This window comes from Streptomyces sp. NPDC014656, from assembly GCF_043084305.1.
Taxonomy (GTDB): domain Bacteria; phylum Actinomycetota; class Actinomycetes; order Streptomycetales; family Streptomycetaceae; genus Streptomyces.
The window spans coordinates 94,862-120,310 of the sequence record NZ_JBIBZN010000018.1; the positions used below are offsets into that span (position 1 = coordinate 94,862).

Below are 25,449 nucleotides of genomic sequence, written 5' to 3' on the forward strand. Positions count from 1 at the left end.
CGGTCAGCAGTTGCAGCCGCAGTCGCAGCCGCCGCAGCCGTCGCAGCAGCCGCCGTCCTCGCCGCCGCACGAACAGCAGTTGGAGCAGCAGTCGCAGCCGTCGCAGCAGCTGCCGCAGTCGCACTGCGAGCAGAGGCTGTCCTTGCGCTCGCGGCTCCACGGGTCCTCGTAGGTGCCGCAGCACAGCTGGCAGGTGCAGGCGAGTCCGGCCCAGACCGCGCAACCTGCGATCAGGCCGCGCCGGTTGCGGTTCGGCGGTCCCGGCGAGAAGCCGCCGCCACCGCCGCCGCCCGGGCCGGGGTTCCAGGGGCCGCCCGGGCCCGCCGGTCCGCCGGGGCCGGGGCCGTACGGGTTGCCCGGCACCGGGCCGTAAGGGCTCCCGGGGCCGGGGCCGTTCGGCGCGTACGGGTTGCCGGGAACGGGGCCGTGGGCGTGCGCGGGGGCGCCGCCGCCGGCGCCGTGGGAGCAGGTGGTGGTGCCGAAGGCGCGGTCGACCGAGACGCGCAGCTCGTGCGCGAGGAGCTGGTGGACGAGCTTGCCGTCGGTGAACTCGGCGTCCCTCAGCGCCAGCCGGATGCCGTGCAGGGCGTCGTCGGCGAGCCGGCGGGCCTCGTCGCGGGAGGTGCCGGTGGCGGTGAGCGGGTTCCAGGCGCCGGTCTCCGCGTCGGCGCCCTGGTCCTCGACGGCGTCGAGGAGATGGGCGAGCCGGCCGAAGAGCCGGCCCGCCTCGGCGAGCGGTTCGGCGTTCCCGGGCCGGCCGGCGAGGAGCGCGGTGTGCGCGAAGGCGGCGGCGGTGGCGGTCTCGGTGGGCTCGGTGACGACGAGGAGCGAAGTGCCGGGCCCGGCCAGGGACTCGATCCCGGTCTGGCGGTCCACGGCGTCGACGAGGACGGCGGTGTCGAAGCCGACCGCGTGGCCCGCGCGGGCACCGGCCCTGTCCCAGGAGCGGGCGACCCGGCGGGCCGCCGCGGCGACCGGGCGGCGGGCCATCAGGCCGTCCCGGTCGGCGACATGGTCGCGCACCTTGGCCGAGGCGAGGACGAGCGAGACCGCGGCGGCGAGCCGGGCGCCCTCGCCGCGCGCGACGGGCGCGGTGCGCATGGCGCGCAGCGGGCAGGGCCCCGCGGTGCGGCGGCCGGATGCGGTGACGCCGGTCTGAGCCTCCGTCAGGACCGAGACGATGAGCCCGTCGTAGTTGGTGACGACCCGGGCGAACTGGCCGTGGTCGGCGCGCAGGGCCAGACACAGACCGCAGAGGTGGGCCATCCACTGGGTCTTGAGGTGGTCGGTGAGCCGGTGCGTGCAGGGCCTGACGATCCCGAACAATTCCATCCCCCGTGGTGCGGTGCGAATGCGTGCCGCGCGCGGAGCGCGCGACGGACCGCGCGGGGTGCTCGGGGGCGTCCCCGAGGAACCGCCGGACGGCCTCGCGGCATCGTAGCGAGGGGTGCGTTCACCCGTACGCGCCCGGCGTCACCCTTCTGGACCGACTTTCATATTTTCAGCAACATGGCCCTTCCCCACCCCCCGCATACCCCACGTTTCCTGACGTATCGCCAGAAAACGGGCCTCACGTTCTGCACCAGTACCGTCACGAATCCTCTGCGCGGCGCCTATCCACTTGGCGCGCGATCCGCATCATGGACGACGATAGGGATATGCGGAACCACAAGTGACCGCAGTGACCGCGTGAAAGGAGGCGTCCATGGGATCGGTGCGCAAGGCGAGCGCCTGGCTGGGACTCGTCGAGGACAACGACGAGCGTTACTACGACGACGAGTACGCCGACGGTGCCGAGAGCGGCGACGCCTGGGTGACGGACCCCCGGGTCCGGGTCGCCACCGACACCGCCGAGGAGCGGGGCCGCCGGATCGCCACCGTCTCGCCGGACGGCTTCCGGGACGCCCGGGGCATCGGGGAGCTCTTCCGGGCCGGGGTCCCGGTGATCGTGAACCTCACCGCCATGGAGTCGAACGACGCCAAGCGGGTCGTCGACTTCGCCGCCGGTCTCGCCTTCGGACTGCGCGGCTCGATCGAGCGCGTCGCCACCCGGGTCTTCCTGCTCACGCCCGCCGACACGGAGATCGTCAGCGGCGAGTCCGGCCGCCGTCAGCAGGACGGTTTCTTCAACCAGAGCTGACGCCCGCTCGTCACACGGACGGGCAGACGGACAGGCACGCCCGCACCCCGGCACACCGCACCACCCGGAACACCGACCGGTCCCGCACGACGCCCCCCCGGCCCGGCGCGCCCCGCCTCAGCGGACCCGGGTGGCCGCGCCGCTCATCGTCCCCGCCGGACCGCCGTCCGGCAGCGGCCGGGAAGCGTCCTGGGGCGCGGCGGCCGGAGCCGTGTCGGCCGGGGAGGCGACCGGCTGGCCGGGCACCCTGGCCGGCCCGGCGGCCCCGTCCCGCTCCGGAGCGGGCTCGGGAGCCGCGCCCCCGGCCTTCACCGCCGCCTTCGCCTCGGCCTCCGCCGCCCTCGCCACCGCCTCGGCCTCCGCCGCCTCCTCCAACGCCGCCTCGACGTCCACCGGGCACTCCATCACCCGGGGCAGCCGCACGGCCATCGCGGCACCGGCGAGGAGCAGGCCCGCGCTGACGAGGAGCGTGAGGTGGAGTCCGTCGACGAAGGCGTGGCGGGCGGCCGCGTGCAGGGCCTCGCCGGCCGCGCCGCCGAGCCGTCCGGCCACCTGGTAGGCCTCGCCGAGCGAGTTCGCCGCGGCGGCGCTCGCCTCCGCGGGCACCCCGGGGACGTTCGCGAGACCGGGGGCGTACGCCGCGTTCATGACGCTGCCGAGCAGGGCGATGCCCATGCCCGCGCCGAGCTGGTAGGAGGTCTCGCCGATCGCCGCCGCCCCGCCCGCGCTGCGCGGCGGCGCCTCGCTGAGCATCGACTCGTAGGCCGAGAAGAGGGTCGTCTGGAGGCCGAAGCCGAGCAGCACGAAGCCCGCGGTGAGCAGCAGGGGCCGGTCGTGCTGGCCCATGAGCGTGAGCAGCAGCACCGCCGCGGCGGTGAGCAGGAAGCCCCAGCCGACCATCCGCCGGGGCCCGATCCGGCGCAGGGTGTACGAGCCGGTGGCGCCGGCCGCCATGGCCGCGAAGGTGAGCGGGAGGAGCCGCAGCCCGGTCTCCAGGGGGCTGAGCCCGAGCACCAGCTGGAGGTACTGGACGGCGATGAGCTCCAGGCCGACCAGGGCCAGCATGGCGAGGACGATGCAGCCGACGGAGGTGGTGAAGGCGGGCCGGGAGAAGAGCCGCGTGTCGATCAGGGGGTGCGGCCTGCGCCGCTGGCGCCGGGCGAAGAGGACGAGGAGCAGCGCCCCCGCCAGCAGGGGTCCGGCGGTGGGCGCGGAGAGCAGCGGTTCGCCCGCGCCGGCCCGCTTCACGCCGAGGACGCAGCCGAGGACGCCGGCGGCTGCCATCAGGGCGCCGAGGACGTCCCAGGGTCCTTCGGCGCTCCCCCGGGACTCGGGCAGGAGGCGGCGGGCGAGCGGCAGGATCAGCGCCATCAGCGGGATGTTGATGAGGAAGACGGAGCCCCACCAGTAGTGCTCGACGAGGAAGCCTCCGAGCACGGGGCCGGTGGCGGCGCCGATCGCGGCGACCGCCGTCCAGATGCCGATGGCGGTGGCGCGTTCGCGCCGGTCGGGGAAGACCGTGCGGATGAGGGAGAGGGTCGCCGGCATGATCATGGCGCCGCCGACGCCGAGCAGCGCGCGGGCCGCGATCAGGACCCAGGGCTCGGTGGCGAGGGCGGCGACGGCCGAGGCGAGGCCGAAGAGCCCGTACCCGAGGAGCAGCACCCGGCGCCGGCCGACCCGGTCACCGAGGGTGCCGAAGAGGATCAGCAGCGAGGCGCAGACCAGGGGGTAGGCGTCGACGATCCAGAGCAGCTCGGTGGAGCCGGGGCGGAGGTTCTCGGTGAGCGAGGGGACGGCGACGTGGAGGATGGTCGCGTCGAGGGCGACCAGGAGGAGGCTGACGCAGAGGACGACGAGGACGAGCCAGCGGTTGGCGTCGCCACCGGCGGCGTTCCGTCCCGACCGGGCCGTGATCGTCCGCGACATGTACGTACCTCCAAGTGACGCTCTCGCTCTCGGCAGGCGCCGCCGACCTGGGCCGATGGGCCCGCGGCGGCGCGGCGACGAGGGGCGAGTGAGCCGTCAGCGTACGCGAGGACGGGCCCCGTGAGGGTGGCGCACCTCTCACCCCGGCGAGGCTCCGGGTGTGGCGTACGCCACTCCGCCCACCCCGCGCGTCGCATGGAATTCCGCACAGACGGGTGTTTGAAGTAATTCCGTGCCATACAAACAGGCTTCCGGAATCATCCCCGGCGCCAATAGGGCTGAAGGTCATCGGATTTTCCGACGAGGGCCCGGAATGGGCGGGCCGCCGAGACCCGCTCCACATCACATCGTCATCACGAAGGGAGCGGATCGACCGGGTCGTCTCCTCACCCCCTGTAACGTCGATTGGGTGCGTACCGACATCTTTGCCCGGCTGGACCGGGAGCCGGTCCCGCCGAAGATAGAGGTCCCGCGGATGACCCGGACGCGTCTCGCCCTCTTCGGCGGGACGTCGGCGTTCTATCTCATCGTCGTGGTGGCGGTGCTGCTGTCCACCTGGCTGGTGACCCTCGACTGGAAGATCATGCTCTTCCGTCCCTACCAGCAGTGGCCGGAGCTGCACGCCTTCCTGGACTACTACGTCGTCCTCGGCCAGCGCGGTCCGACGGCGGTGATGGTGGCGGCCTGGCTGGGCTGGCGCTCCTGGCGCCAGCACACCCTGCGGCCGCTCCTCTCCCTCGGCGCGGCCCTGCTGCTCCTCAACGTCACCGTCGGCGCGGTGAAGCTCGGACTCGGCCGGCTCGGCCCCCACTACGCGACCCAGGTCGGCTCGGCCGAGCTGTTCGCGGGCGGCGACATATTCCCCTCCGGTCACACCGCGAACGCGGTGGTGACCTGGGGCATCCTGGCCTACCTCGCCACCACCCCGCGGGCCCGCCGCTACCTGTCGGCGCTCTCCGCCGTGGTCGCCCTCGGCGTCGGCCTCACGACGGTCTACCTCGGGACGCACTGGCTGAGCGACGTGCTGCTCGGCTGGGCCGCCGGCCTGCTGATCCTCCTCGCGCTGCCCTGGTGCGAGCCGGTCATCGCCGTGGCGGAGGCGTGGGTCCTGGCCCAGCGCGACCGGATCAGGGAGCGGCTGGGGGCCCGGCGCCGGCTGGTGCCGTCGCTGCCGGTGGCCTCCGGCGGGCCGCGGCTCTTCCCGGCCCCGGCGGACCGGGAGGAGCCCGCGCGGGAGGTCGTGGGGGCGGCGAGCCACCCCCGGGCGGCCCGGAGCAGGCCGTCGTCGGACCGTCTCACCGCCTGACCCGTCCGTACGCGCGGGGCCCCGGCCGCACCGGCCGGGGCCCTTCGCGTGCCGGGTCAGCCGATCCAGCAGCGGGTGACGGTGTCGTCCTCGACCTCGAAGTTGAGGCGCCCGGCGAGGTACTCCATGGTGACGATCGCACCGGGCGGGAGGGCCCGGACGACGCGCCAGCCGCGGGTCCGGGCGAGCCGGGCGGCGCCCTCCGCGTCGAGGCCCACATAGGACTCGGGCGCGTCTCGGGGCGGTTCGGGGCTGCGCGAGAAGGGTGCCATGGGGTCCACGTTAGTCCCCCCGCGGTCACGCTTGCGTCACAACTTCTCGACGGCCGGACCGCCGGCCGTGTCCTGAACGGAACGCCTGTTTCCGGCCGTTTCTCCGGTAATTCGAAAAAGCTGCCGGAGGTTCGCACGAACCGTTCGGACGAATGTGCCGGGCGGGCGGAATTCCGGCGCGAGGAGGCCGATCGGCGAAATGTGCGCGGACCCGCGCGCGGCTCCCTCACCCTTCCCTTACACAATGCTTACGCTGACCGGACGCCGGAGAACGGAACACGGGGCGGAGGCACCGATGAGCACCGAGGCGGCGACCACCACGGCGGAATCGGGCGGGCGGGAGCGGCACGGCCGGATCCTGATCGACTGGCTCACCACCACCGACCACAAGAAGATCGGCCACCTCTATCTGGCGACCTCGTTCGCCTTCTTCCTCCTCGCCGGCCTGCTGGCGATGGCGATGCGGGCGGAGCTGGCCCGCCCCGGCCTCCAGCTCCTCTCCAACGAGCAGTTCAACCAGGCCTTCACCCAGCACGGCACGGTCATGCTGCTGCTCTTCGCGACCCCGACCTTCGCCGGCTTCGCCAACGAGCTGGTGCCGCTCCAGATCGGCGCGCCCGACGTCGCCTTCCCGCGCCTCAACATGTTCTCGTACTGGCTGTTCCTGCTCGGCGGGCTGATGGTGGTCGGCTCCTTCCTCACCCCGAGCGGACCGCCCGACTTCGGCTGGACCGCCTACGCGCCGCTGAACAGCGCCGAGCGCTCCCCGGGGATCGGCGCCGACCTGTGGATCATGGGGCTCGCGCTCTCCGGCTTCGGCACGATCCTCACCTCGGTGAACTTCCTCGCCACCATCATCGGGATGCGGGCGCCGGGCATGACCATGTTCCGGATGCCGGTCTTCACCTGGAACGTCCTCTTCACCGCGGTCCTGGTGCTCATCGCCTTCCCCGTCCTCGCGGCGGCGCTGCTCGCCCTGGAGGCCGACCGGCGGTTCGGGGCGCTGGTCTTCGCCCCCGGCAACGGCGGGGCGCTGCTCTGGCAGCACCTCTTCTGGTTCTTCGGCCACCCCGAGGTCTACATCATCGCCCTGCCGTTCTTCGGCATCGTCAGCGAGATCATCCCGGTCTTCGCCCGGAAGCCGATCTTCGGCTATCTGAGCCTGATCGCCGCCACCATGACGATCACCGGCCTGTCGGTGGTCGTCTGGGCGCACCACATGTTCGCGACCGGGGCGGTGCTGCTGCCCTTCTTCTCCTTCCTCTCCTTCCTGATCGCGGTGCCGACCGGGGTAAAGTTCTTCAACTGGACGGGCACCATGCTGCGGGGCTCGCTCTCCTTCGAGACCCCGATGCTGTGGGCGACCGGCTTCCTGGTGTCCTTCCTCTTCGGCGGTCTGACCGGGGTGATCCTGGCCTCGCCGCCGATGGACTTCCACGTCACCGACTCGTACTTCGTCGTCGCCCACTTCCACTACACGGTCTTCGGCACGGTGGTCTTCGCGACCTTCGCCGGCTTCCACTTCTGGTGGCCCAAGTTCACCGGCCGGATGCTCGACGAACGGCTCGGAAAGATCCACTTCTGGACCCTCTTCACCGGCTTCCACCTCACCTTCCTCGTCCAGCACTGGCTGGGCGCGGAGGGAATGCCCCGGCGGTACGCCGACTACCTCGCCGCGGACGGCTTCACCGCCCTCAACACCCTGTCGACGATCGGCGCCTTCCTCCTCGGGATCTCGACCCTGCCGTTCCTCTACAACGTGTGGTGGACCCGGCGGTACGCGCCGAAGGTCGCGGTCGACGATCCGTGGGGCTTCGGGCGCTCCCTGGAGTGGGCCACCTCCTGCCCGCCGCCCCGGCACAACTTCACCGCCGTGCCCCGGATCCGCTCCGAGTCCCCCGCCTTCGACCTGCACCACCCGGAGTTCGCGGCCCACGACCGGATGCGGATCACGGGCCCGCCGCCCGGGCGCGGCGCCTGAACCCACGCGCCCGGCCCGCCGGCGGCGGGCCGGGCGCTCTCTCAGCGCAGGCCGAAACGGCGCAGGGCCCGGCCCGCCGCGGCCTTGGCGGCGTACGCGGTGTCGATGGCCCGGCCCGTCCGGGCGTGGCGGGCGGCGGCGGCCGGCGGGTGGGCGCGGCGGGGCGCCCGGCCGTCGAGCAGCCCGGTCCACAGCTCCTCGTGGCGCACGGCGATCCGCGCGGGGTCGAAGCGCTCGGCCGCCACGAGGGCCGCCCGGCCCGCCTTCGCCCGCAGCTCCTCGTCGGCCATCAGCTCCCGCAGCGCCCGGGCGACCGCGCCGGCGTCGCCGACGGGGACGAGCCGCCCGTCCACGCCGTCCCCGACGATCTCGCGCGGCCCGTGCGGGCAGTCCGTGGCGACCACCGGCAGCCCGCACCGCATCGCCTCCACGATCGCCATGCCGAAGGCCTCCCGCTCGGAGGTCATCGCCGCGATGGAGCCCTTCGCCCACTCCGGCTCCATGGGGTGGACCTGGCCCATCAGGCGGACCCGCCCGCCGAGCCCCCGGGCCTCGATCTGCCGGGCCAGCGGCCCGCGCAGGTCCTGCGCGGCGTCGCCGCTGCCGTAGATCCGCAGGCTCCAGTCCGGGTGCTCGCCGGCCAGTTCGGCGAAGGCGTCGACGAGGACGTCGAACCGCTTGACCCGGGTGAGCCGGCCGGCCGCGACGACGACCCGCGCCGAGGGGTCGGCGGGCGGTCCGGCGGGGGCGGGCACGCTGTTGGGCACCGCCTCGACCCGGACCGAGTCCGGCAGCCCGAGCCGCCGGTAGGAGCGCGCGTCGGCCTCGGTGACGGTGGTGACGAGGTCGAGGAGCGCGTACTCGTGGGCGATGTCCCGGCGCAGCCGGCGGCTGTGCCCGTCGAGGACCAGGTGTTCCTGGGCGACGAGGAGGGGCCCGGCCCCGGCCTGCCGGGCCAGGTGCACGTTGAGCCCCGGCCGGGTGCCGACGACGACGTCCGCCCGCACCCCGCGCAGGTGGTCCCCGATCCGCGCGTCGGTCAGCGCGCTGTACTGCTTCCACCGTCCGTCGCCGCGGGGGAAGACCCGGGCGGGGAGGCGGGCGTCGGGGTGGTCGCCGTCGTAGTCCGGCGAGTCCGCCCGCAGGTCGACGAGATGACGGAGGGTCACCTCGGCCGGGAGGCCGAGGCGGGGCCGGTCGCGGTGGCGGAAGACCGAGACGATCTCCACCTCGTGCCGTTCCGCGAGTCGTTCGGCGAGCGTGAAAGTGGTCCGGATCGTGCCGCCGTAGTGATAGCCGTTGTGGAGCAGGAAAGAGATACGCATCTGCCGGTTCCCCCCGGTCAGTTGGTAGGTCGGGCCGACTGTACTGCTCCGGCCGGGCCCGCCCTCACGGCCGGTGACCGAGCGGGGGGAAGGCCGCGCGGTTCCGGGTCGTCTCGCCCCGGCTCACCCAGCCGCTCCCGTCCCGCCGGCGGTCCACCGAGGGGCGGGTCTCGCGCTCCGCGGGCGGCCTCGCCAGGTGCTCGAAGCGGACCGGCAGCGGCAACCCCCGCGCGGTGCACGGCTCCTGGCCGTTCAGGTACGTCCCGACGCACGTCCTGTCGCGTCCGCCCCGCTGGGGCGGGCGCGACAGGAGCGGGCCGCGTCGGTGAACCACATGGCGGCCGCCCGCCCCTCCAGCTGCCACTGGGACGCCTCCCGCTCCCCCGTCGCGGCCCGGAAGGCCCGGACCGCCGGGTGCCCGGTGTCCTCGAAGTCGCGGCTCGACCCGGTCGCCCAGGGGGAGTCGCGGCAGCCCGGCGCGCCGGTGCACGAGCTGCGGCGCGGCTCCCGCGTGTTCAGCGGCGAGGTGGCGAGGCGGCGGAGCGGCGGCCCTGAGGCCGGGTCCTCCGGCTCAGAGGGGCGCGATCCGCAGCATCATGCCGACGTACAGGCGGTTCGGGTCGGGGCCGATGACGCTCTTGTTGGCCTCGTAGAGGCGCTGCCAGCCGCCCTTGACGGCGAAGCGGCGGGCGATGGCGCCGAGGGTGTCGCCGGGCTGCACGGTGTGGACGCGGCCACTGAGCCCGTACCGCTTGGAGCAGACGGGCCAGGCGCCCCAGCCCTGGACGCGCAGGACGTCCTCGGCGACGGTGATCTGCTGCTGCCGGGTGGCCAGGTCGGCGCGGCGGGCGTACTTGAGCCCGCCGTAGTCGATCCAGGTCGGCTGCCAGAACTGGAGCCCGCCGTAGTAGCCGTTGCCGGTGTTGACGTCCCAGCGCCCGCTGCTCTCGCACTCGGCGACGCAGCCCCAGGGCCACTGGTCCTCTGCGCAGGCGTACGCGGGGACGCCCACCGGTCCCGCCGACGGTGGCGGCGGCACCGCGCCGGTCTCCGCGCCGGAGCTGTCCGCGCCCTCGCCCCGGGCCGCCTCCACGGCAGCGGCGGCGGCGGCGAGCGCGTCGGCGGCCTGCCCGGCGCCGGCCTCGGCGAGACCGGCGATCCCCGCCGCGTCCGGCAGCGCCGGTACGCCGGGGGCTCCGGGGGCTCCGGCGCTGCCGGGCCCGTCGTCGCCGGGGGCGGCGGAGGCGACGGGCGCCTGGTGGAGGGCGAGCAGCGCCGCCGCGGAGGCCGCCGCGAGCGAGCCGGCTGTCCAAAATCGGATCATCGACATCGCCGCAGGCTAGGACGGCCTCCGGGGGGCCGGCTCCGTGCCGCGCGGAACGGTGTTCACTTCCCACCCGGTCGGAGGCACCCGCCTCCCGCGCTCCCCGCGCGCGTCGGCGGCAACTTGCCCGCCTTCCACGCGTGACCCCGCCCGCGCCTGACCCGTTGAACTCGGCATGAGACGCCCGGGAAAGGCCCGGGGCCCGTCCGTACCGACTCCAGGGAGCCCTCCGTGCCGCGCATGCTCGACGTCAGCGAGGACGTACGCGCCGAGATCGGCGACGAAGAAGCCGACCGGCTGCTCGCCGGCGACAACGCCCCGGGCAGCTACGACTGCACCTCCTGCCGCACGCCGGGCGACTCCGAGCAGGAGCGGACCAGCACGGTGCTGTTCGTCGGCGAGGAGACCGCGGTCCTCGCGTTCGCCCACGCCAGCTGCATCCCGTCGCAGGTCGTCCGGGTCGCCGAGGACCAGCTCCAGGGCGCCGTCGCCTCCATCACGGCCGCCGACGCCGCCGACGCGCTCACGGCCGCCCACCCCGAGCAGGCCGTGCTCGGGGTCACCAGCGGGCTCGTCCTGATCGACGGCGAGCTGCACCCGGCGCTGGTCGTGGAGCCGACCGCGCCGGTCACCCGGCCCGGTTCGGGCGGGCTCACCGACGAGTTCCTCTCGCTCCTCGCCGAGCAGGGCTTCCACCGGGTCGACGACCTGAACACCCGGCCGGCCGCGCTGCCCGGCTGGTCGGTCCTGGTCGCCATGGGCCAGCTGCACTCGGTGCTCCAGCCCGGCGCGGGCGGCGCGGGCCAGACCGCCTGGTGGCAGGCGCACCAGCCGCTCCAGGTCACCGAGGGCTGGCGCGCGGCGGCCAACAAGTCGCACACGGTGCTCGTCTTCGCCGCGCCGGTCGGCTCCATCGGCCAGCAGCCGCGCGAGGACCTGCTGCGCGACGCCCTGGAGAAGGCCGCGGTGAACGGGCGCCTGGTCGCCGCGGCGATGCCGCTGGCCGGGACCTGATGGGCGACGGGCGTCCGGGGATAGGACCGGCGCGCGGGCCGCGGGTCCCGACCGTGCCCCGTCCCCGGCGGGCTCCTCTTTCGGAGAGCCGCCCGCATCCGACGGACGGCGGGGTCGTTGGCACCTACGTGCACCCATACGACCCCTTCCCCCAGCCGCATCCGAGTCCGATCCCCGCGATGCGCCCGGCGCAGGACGGACCGGCCGGATTCTCGGCGACGCCGATCTTCGACGCCCTGTACTCGGAGTACCGCCGGTCGTTCCGCACGCTTCCGGGCGACCGCAGCGGCGAGGAGCAGCTGGCCTTCCGGGCCTTCGGGACGTCGAGGAGCACGGGCCTCTCGGGGCTCCACGGTCACCCGCACGCGGCGTACCCGTCGGCCTGGTCGGCTCAGCAGCACCATCCCCCGCAGGCGGCGCTGCCGCCGGGGCCGCGCAGAAGCCCCTGAGCGGGCCGGTGGACGGCCGAGGGCCGGAGTCGTGACGACACGACTCCGGCCCTCGGCCGTTCCCCCGCGCGGGGTCTCCCCCCGCGCGGGTCACTTCTTCTTGCCGCGCTTCTCGCGGACGCGGACCGAGATGTGGATCGGGGTGCCCTCGAAGCCGAACTCCTCGCGCAGCCGGCGCTCGATGAAGCGGCGGTAGCCGGCCTCCAGGAAGCCGGAGGCGAAGAGCACGAAGCGCGGGGGCTTGGTGCCGGCCTGGGTGCCGAAGAGGATGCGGGGCTGCTTGCCGCCGCGGACCGGGTGCGGGTGGGCCGCGACCAGCTCGCCGAGGAAGGCGTTGAGCCGGCCGGTGGGGACGCGGGTCTCCCAGCCGGCGAGGGCGGTCTCGATCGCCGGGACCAGCTTCTCCATGTGGCGGCCGGTCTTGGCGGAGACGTTGACCCGGGGCGCCCAGGCGACCTGCTGCATCTCGGTCTCGATCTCGCGCTCCAGGTAGTAACGGCGCTCCTCGTCGAGCTCGTCCCACTTGTTGTACGCGATCACGATGGCGCGGCCGGACTCGACGGCCATCGTGATGATCCGCTGGTCCTGCACCGAGATGTTGTCGGTGGTGTCGATCAGGATGACCGCGACCTCGGCCTTCTCGACGGCGGCGGCCGTGCGGAGGGAGGCGTAGTAGTCGGCGCCGGCCTGGAGGTGGACCTTCTTGCGGATGCCCGCGGTGTCCACGAACTTCCAGGTCACGCCGCCGAGCTCGATCAGCTCGTCGACCGGGTCGCGGGTGGTGCCCGCCAGCTCGTTGACGACCACGCGGTCCTCGCCGGCCACCTTGTTGAGCAGGGAGGACTTGCCGACGTTGGGGCGGCCGATGAGGGCGATGCGGCGGGGGCCGCCGACGGCCTGGCCGAAGGTCTGCTCGGGGGCCTCGGGGAGCTTCCGCAGGACCTCGTCGAGGAGGTCGCCGGTGCCGCGGCCGTGCAGCGAGGAGACGGGGAACGGCTCGCCGAGGCCGAGGGACCACAGCATGGCCGCGTCGGCCTCGCCGGACTGGCCGTCGACCTTGTTGGCGGCGAGGACGACCGGCTTGCCCGCGCGGCGGAGCAGCCGGACGACGGCCTCGTCGGTGTCGGTGGCGCCGACGGTGGCGTCGACGACGAAGAGGCAGGCGTCGGCGGCCTCGATGGCGTACTCGGCCTGGGTGGCGACGGAGGCGTCGATGCCGAGGACGTCCTGCTCCCAGCCGCCGGTGTCGACGACCTTGAAGCGGCGGCCCGCCCATTCGGCCTCGTAGGTGACGCGGTCGCGGGTGACGCCCGGCTTGTCCTCGACGACCGCCTCGCGGCGGCCGATGATGCGGTTCACCAGGGTCGACTTGCCGACGTTCGGACGGCCGACGACGGCGAGCACGGGGAGCCGGCCGTGGCCGGCCTCCTCGATCGCCTCCTCGACGTCCTCGATGTCGAAGCCCTCTTCCGCGGCGAGCTCCATGAACTCCGCGTACTCGGCGTCGCCAAGTGCCCCGTGGTCGTGCTGGTCGTTCATGAAGTCCGTTCCTTGATCATTCGTGGTCGGTGGTCCCGGCGGCCGGAGCCGTGGGCCCACTACTGAGAGTGTCGCTCAGCGCCCGGTGAGGCGCCTGGCGTTTTTCAGGTGGTCGGTGAGGTGCTCCTGGATGCGGAGCGTGGCCTCGTCCAGCGCCTTGCGGGTACGCCGCCCGCTGCCGTCCCCGGCTTCGAAGGCGTCCCCGAAGACGACGTCCACCCGGCTGCGCAGGGCCGGCAGCCCCTTCACCAGCCGGCCGGGCCGCTCGGTGCTGCCCAGCACCGCGACCGGCACGATCGGGGCGCCGGAGCGGACGGCGAAGTAGGCGAGCCCGGCGCGGAGCGAGGCGAAGTCGCCCTCGCCGCGGGTCCCCTCGGGGAAGATCCCGAGGACACCGCCCCGCTCCAGCACGCCGAGCGCGTTGCCGATCGCCTTGCGGTCGGTGGAGTCCCGGTCGACCTTGAGCTGGCCGATGCCCTCCAGGAAGTCGCCCAGCGGCCCGACGAACGCCTCCTTCTTGATGAGGAAGTGCACGGGGCGCGGGGCGGTGCCCATGAGCATGGGGCCGTCGATGTTGTGCGCGTGGTTGACGGCGAGGATGACGGGGCCGGAGGCCGGGACCCGCCAGGCGCCGAGGACGCGCGGCTTCCAGAAGCCGTACATCAGCCCTATGCCGATGCGGCGGCCGACGGCGGCGCCCTTCGCGGAGGGCTGGGTCACTTCGCGGCCGCCCGCTTCTCCTCGACGAGGGTGACGACGCACTCGACGACCTGGTCGAGGGTGAGCTCGGTCGTGTCGACCTCGACCGCGTCCCCGGCCTTGGCGAGCGGGGAGGTCTTGCGGCTGGAGTCCGCCGCGTCCCGCTTGACCAGGGCCTCCTGCGTGGCCCGCACGTCGGCGCCCCTCAGCTCGCCGGAGCGGCGGGCGGCGCGGGCCTCGGGCGAGGCGGTGAGGAAGATCTTGAGGTCGGCGTCGGGGAGGACGGTCGTGCCGATGTCCCGGCCCTCGACGACGATGCCCCGCCCGGCCTCGCGGGCGATGCGGCGCTGGAGCTCGGTGATCAGCGCGCGGACCTCGGGGACGGCGCTGACCGCGCTGACCCGGGAGGTGACCTCCTCGGTCCGGATCGGACCGGAGGCGTCGACGCCGTCGACGGTGATCGTCGGGCGGGCCGGGTCGGTGCCCGAGACGATGACGGGCTTGCCGGCGGCGTTCGCCACCGCGTCGGCGTCGGTCACGTCGACGCCGTTGCCGATCATCCACCAGGTGATCGCCCGGTACTGGGCACCGGTGTCCAGGTAGTCCAGCCCCAGCTTGGCGGCGACCGCCTTCGAGGTGCTCGACTTGCCCGTGCCGGAGGGGCCGTCGATGGCGACGATCACGGATTCCACGGTGGAGGGGCCTTCCTGGGGTGGGTGGCGGTCCCGGCGGCAGCCCGGAACCCCTACAAGGTTACCGAGTCCCCCGCCCCGCCCTCCCCCGCCTCCGCGGGGACGGCCCCCCGCCGGAAGTCAGGGGGTGCGGAGGGACCAGCCCTGGGACTGGAGGGAGTGGGAGAGGTCGGGGGCGGCCTTGGGGTCGACCATGAGCTGGACGAGGCCCGCCTGCTGGCCCGTCGCGTGCTCGATGCGCACGTCCTCGATGTTGACCCCGGCCCGGCCGGCGTCCGCGAAGATCCGCGCCAGCTCGCCGGGCTTGTCGCTGATGAGGACCGCGACCGTCTCGTACGCCGTGGGCGCCGCACCGTGCTTGCCGGGGACGCGCGCGCGTCCCGCGTTGCCGCGGCGGAGCACGTCCTCGACCCCGGCCGCCCCGTCCCGCCGCTCCTCCTCGTCCGGCGACTGCAGGGACCGCAGCGCCCGTACCGTCTCGTCCAGGTCCGCGGCGACGCCGGAGAGGACGTCGGCGACGGGCCCGGGGTTGGCGGAGAGGATCTCGATCCACATGCGGGGGTCGGACGCGGCGATCCGCGTGACGTCCCGTATCCCCTGCCCGCAGAGGCGCACGGCCGACTCCTCCGCCTCCTCCAGCCGCGCCGCGACCAGCGAGGAGACGAGCTGCGGGGTGTGGGAGACGAGGGCGACCGCGCGGTCGTGGGCGTCGGCGTCCATGACGACGGGCACGGCCCGGCAGAAGGCGACGAGCTCCAGTGCGAGGTTGAGGACCTCGGTGTCGGTGTCCCGGGTCGGGGTGAGCACCCAGGGCCGGCCCTCGAAGAGGTCGGCGGTGGCCGCGAGCGGGCCCGAGCGCTCCTTGCCGGACATGGGGTGGGTGCCGATGTACGGGGCGAGGTCGAGGTCCAGCGCCTCCAGCTCCCGTCGCGGGCCGCCCTTGACGCTGGCGACGTCGAGGTAGGCGCGGGCGGCTCCCGCGCGCATCGCGCCGGCGAGGGTGGCGGCGACGTGCGCCGGCGGTACGGCGACGATCGCGAGGTCCACCGGGCCCTCGGGCTCCGTGTCGGTGCCCGCGCCGAGCGCCGCGGCGGTCCGGGCGCTCGCCTGGTCGTGGTCGCGCAGGTGGACCGTGACGCCCCGGCCGGCGAGGGCGAGTGCGGCGGAGGTGCCGATCAGTCCGGTTCCGATGACGAGCGCTGTTCTCACGGGGGGACGTCCTTGGGGGCGCGGGGCGGTGAGGCCCCAGCCTAGTCAGCCGCCGGGGGCGCACGCGCGTGCGCCCGTCCCGCGGGACGCGGGCCGGGCGACGGCGTCCGGGAGGCGCCCGGCGGCCCGCGTCAGAGCTTCTGCTCGCGGATGATGTCCTCCAGCGACCCGCCCTGCGGGAGCGTGCCGCCCGGGGTCAGCCTGTCGACCGCCTGCGGCAGCGACCGCGCGATCTCGTCGGCGGCCTGCTGCGGGGTGACGCCGGCGTCCCGCGCGACCTTCTGGAGGGTCTCGTCGGGGAGGGCCCGGGCGATCTGGTCGCCGTCGACGGGCTTGTTGTCGCCGGTGCCGATCCAGGACTGGGCCTGGTCGGCGAGGCCGGACCTGGTGAGCACGTCGAGGAGCCCGCCGAGCGGGTTCTGCCCGCCGCCCGCGCCGCCGCTCCCCCGGCCGCCGCCCGCGAGGGCGCCGAGCAGGGAGCCCAGGATGCCGCCGGCGCCGCCGGATCCGCCCTGTCCCGCGCCCGCGCCGCCGCCGAGGAGGGAGCCGAGGAGACTGCCGAGATCGTTGCCCGCCATGGGTTCCGCCTTTCGTCCGGTGAACAGCCCCGATCGCCTCAATCTCACCCATACCGTCACATTCCGCCACCCGGTGTAAGCGCCGTCCCCGCGAGCGGGTAGAAAGGGCGGATGCTGTTCCACGTCGTACCGCTGGACGTCTGGTCCGCGGACCCCGCCCGCCCCTACGCCCCGCCGTCGCTCGCCGCCGAGGGCTTCGTGCACTGCTCGCCGGACGAGCGGTCCGCGCTGGCGGTCGCCGACGCCCGCCACCGGGACGCGCCGGGCCCGCTGCTCGTGCTGGTGCTCGACGAGACCCTGCTCTCCGGGGAGGTCCGCTGGGAGGGTTCGGAGGGCCGGCTCTTCCCGCACGTGTACGGACCGGTCGAGCGGGGCGCGGTGACCGCCGTCCTGGAGGTGCTGCGGGACGCGGACGGCCGTGCGAGGGAGTTGGCGCCCCGGGTGTAGCCCGGGCCCGGCGTGTTGCGGGGGCGGCGGCGCGGACGGCGGGAAGCTGGCCCGTATGACTTCACGGACGACACCCCGCCGGACGGTCCTGCTCGCCGCGGCGGCCCTGACCACGGCGACCGCCGCGACGACCACCGCCTGCGGCTCGGACGACGGCGGGGGCGGCGACGGCGGTACGGAGTCGAGCGCCCCGGCCTCCCCGGAGCCGACCGGCACGGCGACCGGCGCCCCCACCTCCGCGCCGGGGACGGCCGGCGGCACCCCGCTCGCGAGCACCTCGGAGATCCCGGTGGGCGGCGGCACCGTCTTCACGGACCGCAAGGTGGTCGTCACCCAGCCGGAGGAGGGCGAGTTCAAGGCGTTCTCGGCGGTCTGCACCCACCAGGGCTGCCTGGTGAACAAGGTCGCGGACGGCACCATCGACTGCCCCTGCCACGGCTCGAAGTACAGCATCGCCGACGGGGCGGTGAAGGCCGGCCCGGCGCCCCGTCCGCTGCCCGCCGAGAAGATCACCGTCTCCGGGGAGACGATCACCCTCGCGTAGCCTGGCCGCCATGGACATGTCCCCCGAGGCGCTGGTGCGCGAGCACACCGTCTACGCCTGTGTGATGGGCTCGCGCGCCTTCGGCCTGGCCACCGAGGACAGCGACACCGACCTGCGGGGCGTCTACCTCGCCCCCACCCCGCTCTTCTGGCGCTTCGACAAGCCCCCGGCGCACGTGGAGGGCCCCGCCCCGGAACAGTTCAGCTGGGAGCTGGAACGCTTCTGCGAACTGGCCCTGCGCAACAACCCGAACGTCCTGGAGTGCCTCCACTCCCCGCTCGTCACCCACACCACCGAGTGGGGCCGCGAACTCCTCGGCCTGCGCGGCGCCTTCCTCTCCCGCCAGGCCCACGGCACCTTCGTGCGCTACGCCGGCGGCCAGCGCCGCAAGCTGGAGGCGGACGTCCGCCAGTACGGGCACCCGCGCTGGAAGCACGCCATGCACCTGCTGCGCCTGCTGGGCAGCTGCCGGGACCTGCTGCGCACCGGCGAGCTGCGGATCGACGTGGGCGGGGACCGGGAGCGGCTGCTCGCCGTCAAGCGCGGCGAGCTCCCGTGGCCCGAGGTCGAGGCGTGGATGAACCGCCTCCAGGACGAGGCCGACACCGCCCTCGACTCCAGCCCGCTGCCCGCGGCCCCGGACCACGCGCGCGTGCAGGACCTCCTGGTCCGCGCCCGCCGCGCCTCAGCCCTCCAGGTGCTCTAGCCGGGCCCGTACCACCAGGTCGTGCAGGGCGTCGCCGGCGCGGACCGCGTCCGGGAGGCCCGAGGCCGCCTGCGCCGCGTCGAGGACGCCGTGCAGGGCCTCCACCTCGGCCCGTACGTCCTCCGGCACGAGTCCGGCGGCGCCGTGCTCGGCGGCCGTCTTCGCGGCGACCAGGCCGGAGATCCGGGCCGGAGCCTCCGGCACCTCCGCCACGAGGGTCGGCAGGTGGGCCTGGACTTCGCCTGAGCGCATCAGGTGGATGCCGGTGAGCAGCGCCCGGTAGGCGTAGAGCAGCGGCTTGAGCTCGCCGCTCTTCTCGAAGAGCCGCCACTGGGTCGCGGCGAAGCCCCGGTAGTGGTGGGCGTGGTGGGTGGTGAGCACGCCGGGCACGAGGGCGGTCAGCTCGGCGTGCACCGGGGTGGTGTGCACGACCAGCGGCGAGGTGAGCTGCTCCAGGACGTAGCCGTTGCGGCGCAGCATCAGCCGGGCGAACTTCCGCAGGTCGTGCGTGACGAGGTCCATCTCGACCCCGTCGCGCTCCCACATCCGGTCCCGGGTCTCCTCCGGCTCCCGGAGGCCGACCAGCGCCTCGGCGGGGAGCAGGTGGACGCCCCGCAGGTCCACGTCGGAGTCGTGGGACGGGAAGCCGTACAGGTGGGCGCCGGAGACCGTGGCGAAGAGGAGGGGGTCGGGTTCCCCGGCCACCACGGCGGTCAGTTCGGCCTGGTGGGCCTCAAGGGTGAGCGTCATGGGGCCCAAGCCTCCCAGAAGCGGCTCACGCGTCCCAGAGGGCGCCGAGCTCCCGCAGCTCGTCCCGGTGCTCGATCCGCGCGGTCCACTCCGCCGGCCAGGCGTCCGCGCCCAGGTGGGCGCCCGCGAAGGCGCCGGCGAGGGCGGCGATCGAGTCGGAGTCGCCGCGCGTGCAGGCGGCCCGGCGCAGGGCGGTGACCGGCTCGCCGGGGAAGAGCAGGAAGCAGAGCAGCCCGGTGGCGAGCGCCTCCTCCGCGATCCAGCCGTCGCCCGTGTACGCGCAGGGGTCGAGCTCCGGGTCGGCGGTGCGCTGCACGGAGTCGAGCCGTTCGAGCACGGCGAGGCACTCGTCCCAGCCGCGCCGGACGAAGTGGAGGGCGTCCGGGTCCTGGGAGCGGGTCCACAGGTCGCCGAGCCAGCGCTCGTGGTACCGGTCGCGGTTCTCGTACGCGTAGGAGCGCAGCTGTCCGACGAGCCCGGCCGGGTCGACCCCCTGGGCGAGCAGCCACACGGCCCGCGCGGTCAGGTCGGAGGCGGCGAGCCCGGTGGGGTGCCCGTGGGTGAGCGCGGCCTGGAGCTGGGCGGCGCCGGCCCGCTGCTCCTCGCTCAGCCCGGGGACCAGCCCGATGGGGGCGACGCGCATGTTGGCGCCGCAGCCCTTGGAACCGATCTGGCTGGCGTCCTGCCAGCGGCGGTCGCCGTCGAGGAGCCGGCAGGCGAGCAGACAGGTGTTGCCGGGGGCCCGGTTGTTCTCCGGGGAGTGGTACCAGCCGACGTACTCGTCGCGGACGGGCCGGGTGAGCCGGTGCGGGGTGAGGGGGCCGCCGTCCATGGCGGTCCGGACGCCCCGGGCGAAGGCGAGGGTCATCTGGGTGTCGTCGGTGATGTACGCGGTCCCCCGCGTCACCGGCAGCTCCATCTCCCGCCAGGGCCCGCACTTCGCGAGGATCGCGGGCACGTCGTTGAACTCGGTCGGGAAGCCCAGCGCGTCCCCCAGCGCCAGCCCCATCAGCGTCCCCGTGGCAGCCTGCTTGTTCATGCGGATCGTCCTTCCGGTCGGAGCAGCGGCGGGTGGAGGGCGGTGGCCTCTCCCGCCCGGTAGAGCGCGGCCGGTTTCCCCCGTCCGCCGGTGCGGCGCGGCGGTCCTTCCACGGCCTCGACGAAGCCGGGGGTGGTGAGGACCTTGCGCCGGAAGTTGGGGCGGTCCAGCGGGACGCCCCAGACCGTCTCGTAGACCTCCCGGAGCTCGCCGAGGGTGAACTCGGGCGGGCAGAAGGCGGTGGCGAGGCAGGTGTACTCCAGCTTGGCGCCGACGCGCCCACGGGCGTCGGCCAGGATCACGTCGTGGTCGAAGGCGAGTGGCGGGACCTCGTCGTAGGGCAGCCAGCGGGCCTCCGCCGCGTCGCCGCCGCCGCGCGGTTCGGGCAGGTCGGGGACGAGGGCGGTGTACGCGACGGAGACGACCCGCATCCTCGGGTCGCGGTCCGGTTCGGTGTAGGTGCGGAGCTGTTCGAGGTGGAGCCCGGCGACGGTGGCGTCGGGCAGGCCGGTCTCCTCGGCGAGTTCGCGGCGGGCGGCGGTCCCGGCGGACTCGCGGGGCAGCACGAAGCCGCCGGGGAGCGCCCAGGCGCCCGCGTACGGCTCCTGGCCGCGCTGGACGAGGAGGACGTGGAGCCGGCCGGCGCGGACGGTGAGGACGGCGAGGTCGACGGTGACGGCGAAGGGCTCGAAGGCCCGGGGGTCGTACCCCTCGGGGCGCGGCGGGGTGGTCATCGGCGCTCCGGGAGGGGGTCGGCGAGGTGCGGGCCCTCGGCGAGCAGCGCGTCGACGGCCGCGACGGCGGTGGCGAGGCGCTCCTCGTGGGGGCCGGTGAGGACGACGGTGCGGCGGCCGCTGTGGGCGAGCTGGGCGAGGAAGCGGGCGGTCATCCAGGGGCGGAGGTGTTCGCCGTCGCGCAGGCCGTCGTCCTCGAAGTCGACGCCCCGGTGGTCGGTGAGCAGCCACAGGTGCTGGCGGCCGCGGGCGGCGATCTCGCCGGTGGCGGGGCTGGTGGTGCCCAGGTACCGCTCGTGCCAGATGGTGGTGGCGAAGGCGTCGGTGTCGCAGAAGAGGACGGGCGAGCCGTCGCGGGCGGCCTCCTCCTCCAGCTCGGCCTGGCGCTGGGCGATGACGGGGAAGTCGGTGGTGTGGAAGGCGACCTCGGACCAGTCGGCGCCGGGGCGCGCGGCCCGCAGTTCGGCGAGCTTGAGTTCGCTGTACTCGCGGCCGTACTCGGGGACGTACCGGGTGCGCGCCCAGATCCCGCCGCGCCGCCGGTAGTGGTCGGCGAGGGCGAGGGCCATGGTGGTGGTGCCGGTGGACTCGGCGCCGAGGACGACGACCCGGCGGGTGAGCGCGGCGCGGACGGGCGCGGCGAGGAAGTCCCAGCAGCCGGCCGGGTCGGCGCGGACGGCGGTGCCGGAGACGGGGAAGGCGGTGCGGCCGGGGTCGACGAGGACGGAGGCGGCGCCGAAGCGGCGGGCGAGTTCGTCGCCGTACGGCTCCGAGGTGAAGACGGCGTCGACCGGCTCGGGGACGGCGGCCCGGAAGACGGCCATGTGGGCGTCCCAGACGCCGGGGTCGGTGAGGTCGACGGGGATGTCGTCGACGGCGCCGACGACGAGGGCGTCGGGATGGACCTCGCGCATCCAGGCGACCCGCTCCTCCAGGGGGACGGACTCGACGGAGGAGGCGCAGACGAGGACGGTGACGCGCTCGCAGGCGGCGAGGGCGGTGCGGACGAGGTGGTGGTGGCCGGCGTGCGGCGGATAGAACTTGCCGAGGACGAGCCCGTGGCCGTGGCGGGTGCTCACGCGGTCGCCTCCAGCGGGCGGCGGGCGGCGGGGTCGCGGCTCCAGCCGCGCAGGCCGGCCACGCAGAGGGCCATGAAGCCGACGTACAGCAGCGAGGTCAGGTAGAGGCCCTTGTAGGCGTAGAGCGGGACGTAGACCACGTCGGCGGCGATCCACAGCCACCAGGACTCCAGGCGCTTGCGGCACTGGCCGTAGGTGGCCATGAGGGAGAGGCCGGTGGTGAGGGCGTCCCAGAAGGGGACGGTGGAGTCGGTGGCCCGGTCGAGGAGGAGGGTGAGGGCGAGGGTCCCCACCGCCCCCGCCGCGAGCAGCCAGGTCCATTCGGTGCGGGTGGTGCGCCGCACCGGCAGGGCCCCGGCGGAGCCTGGTCCACCCCCGTGGGTCCAGGTCCACCAGCCGTACGCGGCGAGGACGATGAAGACGATCTGGAGGCCGGCGTCGGCGTAGAGGCCGGCCTGGGTGAAGAGCAGGACGAAGAAGAGGTTGTTGGCGATGCCGACCGGCCAGTTGGCGAGGTGCTGCCGGGCGACGAGCCAGACGCAGAGGGCGCCGCTGCCGAAGCCGAGGACCTCGGTCCAGGCGACCGGGGTGTCCAGCAGCGTGAAGAGGGGCCGCTGAAGGGGTTCGAGTACGTCCGCGAGGCTCACGCCCGCCTCCTTAAGAGTCATTCTGACTATAAAAGACGGCGGGGCCCGCGCACAAGGCCGGGGAACGCGAAGGGCCCCGTGTCCGCGGTGCGGATACGGGGCCCTTCCGGTCGGGAGGCGGGTCCTACAGACCGACTTCCTTCATCAGCATGCCGACCTCGGTGTTGGACAGGCGGCGCAGCCAGCCCGACTTCTGGTCGCCCAGGCCGATCGGGCCGAAGGCGGTGCGGACCAGCTTCTCCACCGGGAAGCCCGCCTCGGCGAGCATCCGGCGCACGATGTGCTTGCGGCCCTCGTGGAGCACGACCTCGACCAGGTAGTTCTTGCCGAGCTGCTCGACCACGCGGAAGTGGTCGGCGCGGGCGTACCCGTCCTCCAGCTCGATGCCCTCCTTGAGCCGCTTGCCGACCTCGCGGGGCAGCGGGCCGGTGACGGCGGCCAGGTAGGTCTTCTTCACGCCGTACTTGGGGTGGGTGAGACGGTGGGCCAGCTCGCCGTGGTTGGTGAGGAGGATGATGCCCTCGGTCTCGGTGTCGAGCCGGCCGACGTGGAAGAGCCGGGTCTCGCGGTTGGTGACGTAGTCGCCCAGGCACTGGCGGCCGTCGGGGTCCTCCATGGTGGAGACGACGCCGGCCGGCTTGTTCAGCGCGAAGAACTGGTACGACTGGGTGGCGACGGACAGGCCGTCGACCCGGATCTCGTCGCTCTCCGCCACCCGGAGGCCCTGCTCCAGGACGATCTCGCCGTTGACCTCGACCCGGGCCTGCTCGATCAGCTCCTCGCAGGCGCGGCGCGAGCCGTAGCCGGCGCGGGCCAGCACCTTCTGCAGCCGCTCGCCCTCCTGCTCGGCGCCCGGGAAGGTCTTGGGGGTCTTGACCTCGGGCTTGTTCGCGTACCGCTCGCGGTTGCGCTCCTCGGCCCTGGCCTCGTACTCGCGCGAGCGCGCCGGAGCGGCCGCGCGGCCGGTGCCGCGCTGCTGCTGCTTCGGGGACTGCTTCGGGCCGCCCTTGGCGCCGCCGCGGGCCGCGTCACCGCGGCCCTTGCGGGCACCGCCGGGACCGCCCTTGGCGCCGTCCGAGGGCATGCTCACGTCGTAGCTGCGCTCCTCGGGGCGGGCCTTGCGGGGGCGGCCGGCGCTCTGGCCGCGCTCGTCGCGGCCGTTGCCCGCTCCCCGGTAGTTGTTGCCGCGGCCGCCGCTCTTGGCACCACGGCTCCCGCCGTTGCTTCCGCTGTTCCTGCCGCTGCTGCTTCGCATCAAACTTCCGTCGTCTCTTCGTCCACTGGTTCGTCCCTGTCGGGATCGAACGACGGAACGCCCTCCAGGGAGTCCGGCTCGACCGCGTCCGCCTCGGGGAGGAAGGGCGCGAGCTCCGGAAGCTCGTCCAGGCCGCGCAGGCCCATCCGCTCCAGGAAGTAGTTCGTCGTCCTGTACAGGATCGCACCTGTTTCGGGTTCCGCGCCCGCCTCCTCCACGAGACCCCGCTGGAGGAGGGTCCGCATCACGCCGTCGCAGTTGACCCCGCGGACGGCCGAGACCCGGGAACGGCTGACCGGCTGGCGGTACGCGACCACCGCCAGGGTCTCCAGGGCGGCCTGGGTCAGCCGGGCCTGCTGGCCGTCCAGGACGAAGGCCTCGACGGCGGCGGCGTGGGCGGGGCGGGTGTAGTAGCGCCAGCCGCCGGCGACCCGGCGCAGCTCGAAGCCGCGCCCGTCGGCGGTGTACTCGTCGGCCAGCTCGTGCAGGGCGTCGGCGACCTCGCGCGGGGTGCGGTCGAGGACCTTGGCGAGGTGGGCCTCGGCGGCGGGCTCGTCGACGACCATGAGGACGGCTTCGAGGGCGGGCTTGAGGTCGCTCATGCGGACGGGTCCTCCTGGTCGAATTCCTGGGTCACCCGGGTCTCGCCGTCCCCGCCGGTCCAGGAGACCCTGAGCTCGCCGAGCGGGTCCTCCTGGTCCAGGGAGACGGCCTTCTCCCGGTACAGCTCCAGGAGGGCGAGGAAGCGGGCGACGACCGTGAGGGTGTCCCCGGCGGCGTCCTCCACCAGCTCCCGGAAGTCCAGGGTGCCGCGCTCGCGCAGCAGGGCGGCGACGATCCCCGCCTGCTCCTGGACGCTGACCAGCGGGGCGTGGATGTGGTCCACGTAGACCTGCGGCTTCGCCTTGGGCCGGAGTGCCTTCACGGCGAGCTTCGCGAAGCCCTCGGCACCGATCGAGAGGACGACCTCGGGGAGCAGCTCGGCGTGGTGCGGCTCCAGGCCGACGGTCCGGGGGTGGCGCCGGCCCTCCACCTCCCAGCGCCCGGCGAAGATCTCGGCGATCCGCTTGTACGCCCGGTACTGCAGGAGCCGGGCGAAGAGCAGGTCGCGGGCCTCCAGGAGGGCGAGGTCGGCCTCGTCCTCCACCTCGGCGGCGGGCAGCAGCCGGGCGGTCTTGAGGTCGAGCAGGGTGGCGGCGACCACCAGGAACTCGGTCGTCTGGTCGAGGTCCCCGTCCGGCCCCAGCCCCCGCAGGTGGGCCATGAACTCGTCGGTGACCTGCGAGAGCGCGACCTCGGTCACGTCGAGCCGGTGCTTGGCGATCAGCTGGAGCAGCAGGTCGAAGGGTCCCTCGAAGTTGGCCAGCCGCACGGTGAACCGCCCGTCGCCCGCCTGCGCGGCCCGGGGGCCGTCACCGGGCTCCTCGGGCGCGGGCACGGCTCCGGGGCCGTCACCGGGCCCACCGGACGCCGGTACGGCTCCGGCCCCGTCACCCGGCTCCTCGGGCGCGGGTGCCGGTGCCGGCGCGTCCGCGGGGGCGCGCCCCGGTGGCCCGGCCTCCGGGGCGGTCGCGGGGCGGGCGGCCGTGGTCTCGGGTGCCGGGGCGGTCGCGGGGTTCCCGCCGGGCGTCGCGGGCGGCGGGGCGGCGGCCCCGGGGGGCCCCTGCGCGGGCCCGGAAACGCCGCCGCCCCGTCCCAGCGCGCGGCGGCGCGGTGGGCGGGACGTTCCGTCGGCGTGCGGGTGCATCGGGGGCGGTTCCAGGGGTGCGGGGGCGGGGCCGCCCGCAGGCT

Annotated in this window: 26 protein-coding genes; 8 read left to right on the forward strand and 18 right to left on the reverse strand. The window is 74.4% G+C overall.

The genetic code is table 11. The features are described from left to right. Positions 1-3: 3 nt before the first annotated feature. A complete protein-coding gene (locus tag ACF1ED_RS31865) occupies positions 4-1,326 on the reverse strand; it encodes a DUF5685 family protein (RefSeq protein WP_391766493.1) in 1,323 nt (440 codons plus the stop codon). A gap of 379 nt (positions 1,327-1,705) precedes the next feature. Between ACF1ED_RS31865 and ACF1ED_RS31870 the strand changes: the two genes are divergently transcribed. After that, complete coding sequence (locus ACF1ED_RS31870; RefSeq protein ID WP_391766399.1) at positions 1,706-2,140, forward strand: cell division protein SepF; 435 nt, start codon at positions 1,706-1,708, stop codon at positions 2,138-2,140. A 117-nt stretch (positions 2,141-2,257) separates the two neighbouring features. Here the strand turns inward: ACF1ED_RS31870 and ACF1ED_RS31875 are convergent, their stop codons facing one another. Beyond that, complete coding sequence (locus ACF1ED_RS31875) at positions 2,258-4,069, reverse strand: MFS transporter (protein ID WP_391766401.1); 1,812 nt, start codon at positions 4,067-4,069, stop codon at positions 2,258-2,260. A gap of 409 nt (positions 4,070-4,478) precedes the next feature. On the opposite strand from ACF1ED_RS31875, the gene ACF1ED_RS31880 reads away from it, so the two are divergent. Further along, a complete protein-coding gene (locus ACF1ED_RS31880; RefSeq protein ID WP_391766403.1) occupies positions 4,479-5,375 on the forward strand; it encodes a phosphatase PAP2 family protein in 897 nt (298 codons plus the stop codon). Positions 5,376-5,431: 56 nt separating this feature from the next. Here ACF1ED_RS31880 and ACF1ED_RS31885 read toward each other — a convergent pair whose 3' ends face one another. Then, positions 5,432-5,647 carry an I78 family peptidase inhibitor gene (locus tag ACF1ED_RS31885; RefSeq protein WP_391766405.1) on the reverse strand — a complete coding sequence of 72 codons (216 nt, stop codon included), beginning with the start codon at positions 5,645-5,647 and terminating at the stop codon, positions 5,432-5,434. Between the two features lie 295 nt (positions 5,648-5,942). Between ACF1ED_RS31885 and ctaD the strand changes: the two genes are divergently transcribed. Beyond that, a complete protein-coding gene (gene ctaD / locus ACF1ED_RS31890) occupies positions 5,943-7,628 on the forward strand; it encodes a cytochrome c oxidase subunit I (protein ID WP_391766407.1) in 1,686 nt (561 codons plus the stop codon). 41 nt (positions 7,629-7,669) lie between these two features. Here ctaD and ACF1ED_RS31895 read toward each other — a convergent pair whose 3' ends face one another. Both ACF1ED_RS31895 and ACF1ED_RS31900 read right to left on the reverse strand, forming a co-directional pair. After that, complete coding sequence (locus tag ACF1ED_RS31895; RefSeq protein ID WP_391766409.1) at positions 7,670-8,953, reverse strand: glycosyltransferase family 4 protein; 1,284 nt, start codon at positions 8,951-8,953, stop codon at positions 7,670-7,672. 571 nt (positions 8,954-9,524) lie between these two features. Next, the gene (locus tag ACF1ED_RS31900; protein WP_391766495.1) at positions 9,525-10,046 is read right to left on the reverse strand and encodes a transglycosylase family protein; all 522 of its coding nucleotides are present in this window, start codon (positions 10,044-10,046) and stop codon (positions 9,525-9,527) included. Positions 10,047-10,508: 462 nt separating this feature from the next. Between ACF1ED_RS31900 and ACF1ED_RS31905 the strand changes: the two genes are divergently transcribed. Together ACF1ED_RS31905 and ACF1ED_RS31910 are read left to right on the forward strand one after the other, a co-directional pair. Further along, positions 10,509-11,291 (forward strand): hypothetical protein, encoded by a 783-nt coding sequence (locus ACF1ED_RS31905; protein ID WP_391766411.1) that lies wholly within the window; start codon positions 10,509-10,511, stop codon positions 11,289-11,291. 179 nt (positions 11,292-11,470) lie between these two features. Further along, positions 11,471-11,740 (forward strand): hypothetical protein, encoded by a 270-nt coding sequence (locus ACF1ED_RS31910; RefSeq protein ID WP_391766413.1) that lies wholly within the window; start codon positions 11,471-11,473, stop codon positions 11,738-11,740. Between the two features lie 90 nt (positions 11,741-11,830). Here the strand turns inward: ACF1ED_RS31910 and der are convergent, their stop codons facing one another. From der to ACF1ED_RS31935, 5 genes are all read right to left on the reverse strand, one after another. Then, positions 11,831-13,279: a ribosome biogenesis GTPase Der gene (gene der / locus ACF1ED_RS31915; protein WP_391766415.1), complete on the reverse strand. Its 1,449-nt coding sequence runs from the start codon at positions 13,277-13,279 to the stop codon at positions 11,831-11,833. Positions 13,280-13,354: 75 nt separating this feature from the next. Then, a complete protein-coding gene (locus ACF1ED_RS31920; protein WP_391766417.1) occupies positions 13,355-14,041 on the reverse strand; it encodes a lysophospholipid acyltransferase family protein in 687 nt (228 codons plus the stop codon). After that, positions 13,996-14,661, reverse strand: a complete 666-nt coding sequence (gene cmk, locus ACF1ED_RS31925) for a (d)CMP kinase (protein WP_391766497.1) — start codon at positions 14,659-14,661, stop codon at positions 13,996-13,998. Before cmk ends, ACF1ED_RS31920 begins: the two co-directional genes overlap by 46 nt. A 129-nt stretch (positions 14,662-14,790) precedes the next feature. Next, positions 14,791-15,879 carry a prephenate dehydrogenase gene (locus ACF1ED_RS31930; RefSeq protein ID WP_391766419.1) on the reverse strand — a complete coding sequence of 363 codons (1,089 nt, stop codon included), beginning with the start codon at positions 15,877-15,879 and terminating at the stop codon, positions 14,791-14,793. Positions 15,880-16,010: 131 nt separating this feature from the next. Continuing rightward, complete coding sequence (locus tag ACF1ED_RS31935) at positions 16,011-16,457, reverse strand: YidB family protein (RefSeq protein WP_391766421.1); 447 nt, start codon at positions 16,455-16,457, stop codon at positions 16,011-16,013. A 111-nt stretch (positions 16,458-16,568) separates the two neighbouring features. On the opposite strand from ACF1ED_RS31935, the gene ACF1ED_RS31940 reads away from it, so the two are divergent. From ACF1ED_RS31940 to ACF1ED_RS31950, 3 genes are read left to right on the forward strand one after another with little or no spacing between them, the layout of a single operon-like run. After that, positions 16,569-16,904, forward strand: coding sequence for a DUF952 domain-containing protein (locus tag ACF1ED_RS31940; protein WP_391766422.1), 336 nt, complete (start codon positions 16,569-16,571; stop codon positions 16,902-16,904). 55 nt (positions 16,905-16,959) lie between these two features. Continuing rightward, positions 16,960-17,448, forward strand: a complete 489-nt coding sequence (locus ACF1ED_RS31945; RefSeq protein ID WP_391766424.1) for a Rieske (2Fe-2S) protein — start codon at positions 16,960-16,962, stop codon at positions 17,446-17,448. A 16-nt stretch (positions 17,449-17,464) separates the two neighbouring features. Then, positions 17,465-18,154 (forward strand): DNA polymerase beta superfamily protein, encoded by a 690-nt coding sequence (locus ACF1ED_RS31950; RefSeq protein WP_391766499.1) that lies wholly within the window; start codon positions 17,465-17,467, stop codon positions 18,152-18,154. Here ACF1ED_RS31950 and ACF1ED_RS31955 read toward each other — a convergent pair. The 8 genes from ACF1ED_RS31955 to ACF1ED_RS31990 all read right to left on the reverse strand — a co-directional run bounded on the left by ACF1ED_RS31955 (position 18,134) and on the right by ACF1ED_RS31990 (position 25,405). Continuing rightward, complete coding sequence (locus ACF1ED_RS31955; RefSeq protein WP_391766426.1) at positions 18,134-18,904, reverse strand: DNA polymerase beta superfamily protein; 771 nt, start codon at positions 18,902-18,904, stop codon at positions 18,134-18,136. The two genes, ACF1ED_RS31950 and ACF1ED_RS31955, sit on opposite strands and share 21 nt — an antisense overlap. Positions 18,905-18,929: 25 nt before the next feature. Beyond that, positions 18,930-19,943, reverse strand: a complete 1,014-nt coding sequence (locus ACF1ED_RS31960; protein ID WP_391766428.1) for an ADP-ribosylglycohydrolase family protein — start codon at positions 19,941-19,943, stop codon at positions 18,930-18,932. Further along, positions 19,940-20,677 carry an NUDIX domain-containing protein gene (locus ACF1ED_RS31965; RefSeq protein WP_391766430.1) on the reverse strand — a complete coding sequence of 246 codons (738 nt, stop codon included), beginning with the start codon at positions 20,675-20,677 and terminating at the stop codon, positions 19,940-19,942. The genes ACF1ED_RS31960 and ACF1ED_RS31965 overlap by 4 nt, the downstream gene beginning before the upstream one ends. Further along, positions 20,674-21,756 carry an AAA family ATPase gene (locus ACF1ED_RS31970; protein ID WP_391766432.1) on the reverse strand — a complete coding sequence of 361 codons (1,083 nt, stop codon included), beginning with the start codon at positions 21,754-21,756 and terminating at the stop codon, positions 20,674-20,676. Before ACF1ED_RS31970 ends, ACF1ED_RS31965 begins: the two co-directional genes overlap by 4 nt. Then, positions 21,753-22,403: a nicotinamide riboside transporter PnuC gene (pnuC, locus tag ACF1ED_RS31975; protein ID WP_391766434.1), complete on the reverse strand. Its 651-nt coding sequence runs from the start codon at positions 22,401-22,403 to the stop codon at positions 21,753-21,755. Before pnuC ends, ACF1ED_RS31970 begins: the two co-directional genes overlap by 4 nt. 124 nt (positions 22,404-22,527) lie before the next feature. Next, complete coding sequence (locus ACF1ED_RS31980; RefSeq protein WP_391766436.1) at positions 22,528-23,658, reverse strand: pseudouridine synthase; 1,131 nt, start codon at positions 23,656-23,658, stop codon at positions 22,528-22,530. Further along, the gene (scpB, locus tag ACF1ED_RS31985; protein ID WP_391766438.1) at positions 23,658-24,260 is read right to left on the reverse strand and encodes an SMC-Scp complex subunit ScpB; all 603 of its coding nucleotides are present in this window, start codon (positions 24,258-24,260) and stop codon (positions 23,658-23,660) included. Before scpB ends, ACF1ED_RS31980 begins: the two co-directional genes overlap by 1 nt. Beyond that, positions 24,257-25,405, reverse strand: coding sequence for a segregation and condensation protein A (locus tag ACF1ED_RS31990; protein WP_391766440.1), 1,149 nt, complete (start codon positions 25,403-25,405; stop codon positions 24,257-24,259). The genes scpB and ACF1ED_RS31990 overlap by 4 nt, the downstream gene beginning before the upstream one ends. Positions 25,406-25,449 lie beyond the last annotated feature (44 nt).

Excerpts from the sequence above, each read along its gene's own strand:
- ACF1ED_RS31940 (WP_391766422.1), top strand. The coding sequence starts at position 16,569 with ATGCTGTTCCACGTCGTACCGCTGGACGTCTGGTCCGCGGACCCCGCC.
- ACF1ED_RS31990 (WP_391766440.1), bottom strand. The coding sequence starts at position 25,405 with ATGCACCCGCACGCCGACGGAACGTCCCGCCCACCGCGCCGCCGCGCG.
- ACF1ED_RS31955 (WP_391766426.1), bottom strand. The coding sequence starts at position 18,904 with ATGACGCTCACCCTTGAGGCCCACCAGGCCGAACTGACCGCCGTGGTG.
- ctaD (WP_391766407.1), top strand. The coding sequence starts at position 5,943 with ATGAGCACCGAGGCGGCGACCACCACGGCGGAATCGGGCGGGCGGGAG.
- ACF1ED_RS31885 (WP_391766405.1), bottom strand. The coding sequence starts at position 5,647 with ATGGCACCCTTCTCGCGCAGCCCCGAACCGCCCCGAGACGCGCCCGAG.
- ACF1ED_RS31910 (WP_391766413.1), top strand. The coding sequence starts at position 11,471 with ATGCGCCCGGCGCAGGACGGACCGGCCGGATTCTCGGCGACGCCGATC.
- ACF1ED_RS31870 (WP_391766399.1), top strand. The coding sequence starts at position 1,706 with ATGGGATCGGTGCGCAAGGCGAGCGCCTGGCTGGGACTCGTCGAGGAC.
- ACF1ED_RS31980 (WP_391766436.1), bottom strand. The coding sequence starts at position 23,658 with ATGCGAAGCAGCAGCGGCAGGAACAGCGGAAGCAACGGCGGGAGCCGT.
- ACF1ED_RS31875 (WP_391766401.1), bottom strand. The coding sequence starts at position 4,069 with ATGTCGCGGACGATCACGGCCCGGTCGGGACGGAACGCCGCCGGTGGC.
- der (WP_391766415.1), bottom strand. The coding sequence starts at position 13,279 with ATGAACGACCAGCACGACCACGGGGCACTTGGCGACGCCGAGTACGCG.
- ACF1ED_RS31960 (WP_391766428.1), bottom strand. The coding sequence starts at position 19,943 with ATGAACAAGCAGGCTGCCACGGGGACGCTGATGGGGCTGGCGCTGGGG.
- ACF1ED_RS31895 (WP_391766409.1), bottom strand. The coding sequence starts at position 8,953 with ATGCGTATCTCTTTCCTGCTCCACAACGGCTATCACTACGGCGGCACG.
- ACF1ED_RS31945 (WP_391766424.1), top strand. The coding sequence starts at position 16,960 with ATGACTTCACGGACGACACCCCGCCGGACGGTCCTGCTCGCCGCGGCG.
- scpB (WP_391766438.1), bottom strand. The coding sequence starts at position 24,260 with ATGAGCGACCTCAAGCCCGCCCTCGAAGCCGTCCTCATGGTCGTCGAC.
- ACF1ED_RS31950 (WP_391766499.1), top strand. The coding sequence starts at position 17,465 with ATGTCCCCCGAGGCGCTGGTGCGCGAGCACACCGTCTACGCCTGTGTG.
- ACF1ED_RS31965 (WP_391766430.1), bottom strand. The coding sequence starts at position 20,677 with ATGACCACCCCGCCGCGCCCCGAGGGGTACGACCCCCGGGCCTTCGAG.
- ACF1ED_RS31935 (WP_391766421.1), bottom strand. The coding sequence starts at position 16,457 with ATGGCGGGCAACGATCTCGGCAGTCTCCTCGGCTCCCTCCTCGGCGGC.